This window comes from Mycobacterium sp., from assembly GCF_036488105.1.
In the GTDB taxonomy this organism is placed as follows: domain Bacteria; phylum Actinomycetota; class Actinomycetes; order Mycobacteriales; family Mycobacteriaceae; genus Mycobacterium.
Genome location: NZ_DASXHW010000375.1, coordinates 1 through 5,257, shown reverse-complemented (window position 1 = coordinate 5,257; position 5,257 = coordinate 1). Strand labels below are relative to the sequence as shown.

Below are 5,257 nucleotides of genomic sequence, written 5' to 3'. Positions count from 1 at the left end.
GGTGGTGTCCTGGTCGTCCGGTGTCGCCTCGACGACGTGAAACCGAATGCCGTTGGCGTGCACGTCCAGATGGCGCCATGGACCGTCGATACGGGTGACCGACGGATCTGGTGGGGCCATCTACCAACCCGAGGGATCGGCGGGCGTGCCGCCCTGCGCCGAATGCAGCGCAGGTGCCGAGGACTTGTCTTGACCCGGTGTCAACGCCGACCGCGTCTCCTTGACCGATTCGATGGTCTGCTGCGGGCCGCGGATACGCCGGACCTTGAGGTAGCCGAACAGCGCCAGTGCGGCGGTGACCACCACCATGATCGCGAACACGATCAGGAAGGCCGCCCAACGCCAGATCCAGGTGTCGAGAAGTTCGGCCAGGAAGAAGAAGAAAAAGAACGTCGAATAGAACAACACCACCAGCGCCGCGATGAAGAACACGCTGCCGGTCAGGCCCTTCTTGACGTCGCGGGTGATCTCAGCGCGGGCCAGTTCGACCTCCGCGCGCACCAGCGTCGACATCTGCGCGGTCGCGTCCTTGACCAGCTCGCCGATCGACGGCTCGGCGGACAGCGCGTGCGGGTCGGTCAACGGAATGGTGGTCAGCGTGCGGGGGACTCCATCCTGGCGGTCGGTGTTCGTTCGATCTGACTTGCTCACTGCCGGTCCTCCCGAGCTGGGTCCGATGGTCCGGTTCATGTTGCCATGCAGCCCGGTGACAGACGAGGCCACCGAGCCCTGCCAGCCGTTTGTGGATCGCCGCTGGTGGGCATCGATCCACGTTAGACTGGCGCCGCCGTTTCAGGGTGAGCGTCCTTTGTTGTCGACGGGAGTAGCGCTTTGCAGACCACGTGCCGTCGGCTGCTTCGGCTCATGGCGGCTTTGGTGGCAGCCGGCGCGGTCGGGCTGGCCGGTCTGCATGGCGCGCTCGCACGAGCCGACGACCGCGTCCCGCTCGGCGGCGGGGCAGGGATCATCGTCAACGGCGACACCCTGTGCACCCTGACCACCATCGGCATCGACGGCAAGGGCGAGCTGATCGGTTTCACGTCGGCGCACTGCGGCGGCCCGGGCGCTCCGGTGGTCGTCGAGTCGGCAAAGGACCGCGGCCCGCTGGGAACGATGGTGGCCGGCAACGACGGCCTCGACTATGCGGTCATCCAGTTCGACAAGGCCAAGGTGGCTCCGGTCGCCAACTTCGGCGGCTTTGCGATCAACGGCATCGGGCCCGACCCGGCCTTCGGGCAGGTTGCCTGCAAGCAGGGCCGCACCACCGGCAACTCGTGCGGCGTCACGTGGGGCCCGGGCCAGGACCCGGGCACGATCCTCATGCAGGTGTGCGGACAACCGGGTGACTCGGGTGGCCCGGTGACCGTCAACGATCAGCTGGTCGGCATGATCCACGGCGCGTTCAGCGAGAACCTGCCGGTCTGCATCACCAAATACATTCCGCTGCATACACCGGCGGTGGTGCAGTCGATCAACGCGATCCTGGCCGACCTCGCGGCCAAGAATCGTCCCGGTGCGGGATTCGTCCCAGTCCCCGCCTAGGTCTACTGGGCGGCGCGAATCGCGTCGAATACGCCCGGGTCGAGCAGCGTGGAGGTGTCGCCGAGTTCGCGGTTCTCGGCGATGTCACGCAGCAGGCGGCGCATGATCTTGCCGCTGCGGGTCTTCGGCAATTCGGGCACCACATGCAGTTCGCGTGGCCGGGCGATGGGCGAAATCACCCGAGCGACCTCGGCCCGCAGTTCGTCGATGATCTCCGCGCCCGTCGTCTGCGCGTGACTTGCCTGCAGGACAACGAAAGCGCAGATGGCCTGACCGGTGGTCTCGTCGGTCGCGCCCACCACCGCGGCCTCGGCCACCCCGGAGTGGCCGACCAACGCCGACTCCACCTCCGCGGTCGAGATGCGGTGCCCCGACACGTTCATCACGTCGTCGATGCGGCCCAGGATCCAGATCGCCCCGTCGGTGTCGTAGCGAGCGCCGTCGCCGGCGAAGTACCAGCCCTGGCTGGCGAACTTCGACCAGTACGTCTCACGGAAGCGGTCCGGATCGCCCCAGATGCCACGCAGCATCGACGGCCACGGCTGATCGAGCACCAGGTATCCGCTGACGTGCTCGCCCTGATCGGTCGACGGGGGGATGAGCTGGTTGCCCTCATCGTCGACAATCCTTGCCGAGATGCCCGGCAGCGGCGTCATCGCCGAACCCGGTTTGGCCGCAGCGATGCCCGGCAGCGGCGAGATCATCGCCGCACCGGTCTCGGTCTGCCACCAGGTGTCCACCACCGGTGTGCTGTCGGCGCCGATGACCTTGCGATACCAGCGCCACGCCTCCGGGTTGATCGGCTCGCCGACCGTGCCCAGTAGCCGCAAGCTGGACAAGTCGTGGGCGTCGGGGATCTCGCGACCCCACTTCATGAAGGTGCGGATCATGGTGGGGGCGGTGTAATAGATTGTCGCGCCGTACTTTTCGATGATCTGGAAATGCCTGTGCTGGTCGGGCGTGTCCGGGGTTCCCTCGTAGATGATCTGGGTTACGCCGTTGGACAGCGGGCCGTAGACGCCGTAGGTATGGCCGGTGACCCAGCCGATGTCGGCGGTGCACCAGAACACGTCGGATTCCGGCTTGATGTCGAAGACGTTGTAGTGGGTGTAGGACGCCTGGGTGAGGTAGCCGCCGCTGGTGTGCACGATTCCCTTGGGCTTACCGGTGGTGCCCGAGGTGTACAGCAGGAACAGCGGATGCTCGGCGTCGAACGCCTCGGCGTGGTGTTCGGGGGATGCCGAGTCGACGACGTCGTGCCACCACACGTCGCGTCCCTGGGTCCAGGGCACGTCGACACCGGTGCGCCGGACCACGAGGACGTGCTCGATCGAGCTGGTGTCGGCGACCGCCTGGTCGGCTGCTTCCTTCAACGGCGCCGGCTTGCCGCGGCGGAACTGCCCGTCGGCAGTGATCAGGAGTTTGGCCTCGGCGTCGGCGATCCGGGCGCCCAGCGCGGTGGCGGTGAATCCGGCGAACACCACGCTGTGCAGCACGCCCAGGCGCGCGCAGGCCAGCATCGCGATGATCGCTTCGGGAATCATCGGCATGTAGATCGCGACGCGGTCCCCCGCGACCAGCCCCAGACCCGCGAGCGCGTTGGCGGCCTTGCGCACCTCGGTCTGCAGGTCGTTGTAGGTCAGGGTGCGGTCTTCGCCGACTCGCTCGCCCTCCCAGTGGATCGCGACGCGACCGCCGTTGCCGGCTTCGACATGACGGTCCACGCAGTTGTAGGTGACGTTGAGTTTGCCGTCAGTGAACCATTTGGCAAACGGCGCCGCCGACCAGTCCAAAACTTGGGAAAACGGCGTCGCCCAAGAGAGTCGGTTGGCCTGCTCGGCCCAGAACGCCAGCCGGTCCTGTTCGGCCCTTCGGTACAGGTCATCGGCGGCGTTGGCCTGGGCAACGAACTGTGTTGACGGTGCATACGACGACGGTGCCTCGGTGTGCGTCTTGGTCACGCGCACGAGCCTAATCAGGTTGGGTTAACTTTTGAGCGGCTGCAGACAATCCCACGATGGGAATGCCCGACATCGCGATCACCTCGCCGAGGTAATACGCCACGCTAACCTCGGCGAGTTCGGTGACAGCCACGCCGGAATTGTATTGCCGATCGGAGGAGGACGGCTTGCGCCGGTTTCGCGTCCTTGCCCTGGCCGTGCTGCTCGTTGCCGCGTCGCTGAGCGGCTGTGCGGTGCGGGCCGTCCGTACCGACGTGGTGATCGTCAATGCGGGCGAGCCGCAGAATCCGTTGATCCCGACCAATACCAACGACACCAACGGCGGGCGGATCGTCGACCGGCTGTTCGCCGGACTGATGTCGTATGACGCCAAGGGCGCACCGGCGCTGGAGGTTGCCCAGTCCATCGAGACCACCGACGACGTCACCTACCGGATCACACTCAAACCCGGCTGGGCGTTCAGTGACGGCTCGCCGGTCACTGCGCACTCGTTCGTCGACGCCTGGAACTACGGGGCGCTATCCACCAATGCTCAACTGCAGCAAAGCTTTTTCAGCCCGATCGCCGGTTTCGACGAGGTGGCGGCATCGACCCCGACGGCGACCGCGATGTCTGGGCTTCAGGTGATCGATGACCATGAGTTCACCGTTCGGCTCAAGGGACCGACGATCGACTTCACACTGCGGCTTGGGTTTTCGCCGTTCTACCCGTTGCCCGCCGCCGCACTGAAAGACATGGCGGCGTTCGGGCAGCATCCGGTCGGCAACGGCCCCTATCGCCTTGGCGACGAGCCCGGCAATCCGGCCTGGCAGCACAACGTCAAACTCGACCTGGTGACCAACTCCGGCTATCACGGCAACCGGGTGCCGCAGAACAAGGGGCTGCGGTTTGTCTTCTATGCCAACCTCGACACCGCCTACGCCGACTTGCTGTCGACCAATCTCGATGTGCTGGACACGATTCCGCCCAGTGTGCTGCCCGTCTACCGCCGAGACCTCGGCGATCGCGCGGTCACCGCGCCCGCGGCGGTGAACCAGACACTGGACACTCCGCTGCGTCTGCCACACTTCTCCGGTGACGAGGGCCGGTTGCGCCGGCTCGCGCTGTCGGCCGCGATCAACCGCGACCAGATCTGTCGCAAGATCTTCTCCGGTGCCCGCGCGCCGGCTCGCGATTTCACCGCGAGTTCGCTGCCCGGATACGACGCCGGCATCGACGGCAACACTGCGCTGAACTTCGACGCGGATCGTGCGCGGCGGCTCTGGTCGCAGGCCGACGCGATCTCGAAATGGACTGGGCCGTATGCAATCGCCTACAACGCCGACGGTTCGCATCAGGAATGGGTCGACGCGGTGGCCAATAGCATCAAGAACACGCTGGGCATCGACGCCGTCGGGGCGCCTCAGCCCACCTTCGCCGGTTTTCGTTCCCAGATCACCGGCCGTACGATCGGCACCGCGTTCCGCGCCGGATGGCAGGGCGACTTCCCGTCGATGCTGGAGTTCTTGGAGCCGCTGTTCGTCACCGGAGCGGGCGCCGACGACGTCGGCTACTCCAATCCGCGGTTCGATGCCGCGATGGCCGCCGCCGAAGCCGCGCCTGATTTGCCGCAGTCGTACCGGCTCGCTAACGACGCACAGCGAATCCTGTTGCAAGACATGCCGGTTGTACCGCTCTGGTACACCGTCGCCGTGGCAGGACGGTCACCGTCGGTCAGCCACGTCGCGCTGACCTGGAACGGACTGCCCGACTAC

5 protein-coding genes and 1 pseudogene are annotated in these 5,257 nt (G+C 66.2%); 2 read left to right on the top strand and 4 right to left on the bottom strand.

The annotated features are described in order from the left end of the window. Together VGH54_RS19650 and VGH54_RS19645 are read right to left on the bottom strand one after the other, a co-directional pair. Nucleotides 1–120, bottom strand: a pseudogene (locus tag VGH54_RS19650) (alpha/beta hydrolase); the annotation flags it as partial. Beyond that, nucleotides 121–651 carry a phage holin family protein gene (locus tag VGH54_RS19645; RefSeq protein ID WP_331513746.1) on the bottom strand — a complete coding sequence of 177 codons (531 nt, stop codon included), beginning with the start codon at nt 649–651 and terminating at the stop codon, nt 121–123. A gap of 180 nt (nt 652–831) precedes the next feature. Here VGH54_RS19645 and VGH54_RS19640 point away from each other — a divergent pair, with 180 nt between their 5' ends. Then, the gene (locus VGH54_RS19640) at nt 832–1,542 is read left to right on the top strand and encodes a serine protease (protein WP_414688752.1); all 711 of its coding nucleotides are present in this window, start codon (nt 832–834) and stop codon (nt 1,540–1,542) included. 2 nt (nt 1,543–1,544) lie between these two features. On the opposite strand, the gene acs is transcribed toward VGH54_RS19640, so the two are convergent. Continuing rightward, on the bottom strand, nt 1,545–3,503 hold the full coding sequence (gene acs, locus VGH54_RS19635; RefSeq protein WP_331513744.1) for an acetate--CoA ligase: 1,959 nt from the start codon (nt 3,501–3,503) through the stop codon (nt 1,545–1,547). Nucleotides 3,504–3,513: 10 nt separating this feature from the next. After that, the gene (locus VGH54_RS19630) at nt 3,514–3,636 is read right to left on the bottom strand and encodes a hypothetical protein (RefSeq protein WP_331513743.1); all 123 of its coding nucleotides are present in this window, start codon (nt 3,634–3,636) and stop codon (nt 3,514–3,516) included. A 34-nt stretch (nt 3,637–3,670) separates the two neighbouring features. On the opposite strand from VGH54_RS19630, the gene VGH54_RS19625 reads away from it, so the two are divergent. Beyond that, nucleotides 3,671–5,257 (top strand): ABC transporter substrate-binding protein (locus tag VGH54_RS19625; protein ID WP_331513742.1); only part of this gene is annotated, 1,587 nt, incomplete at its 3' end.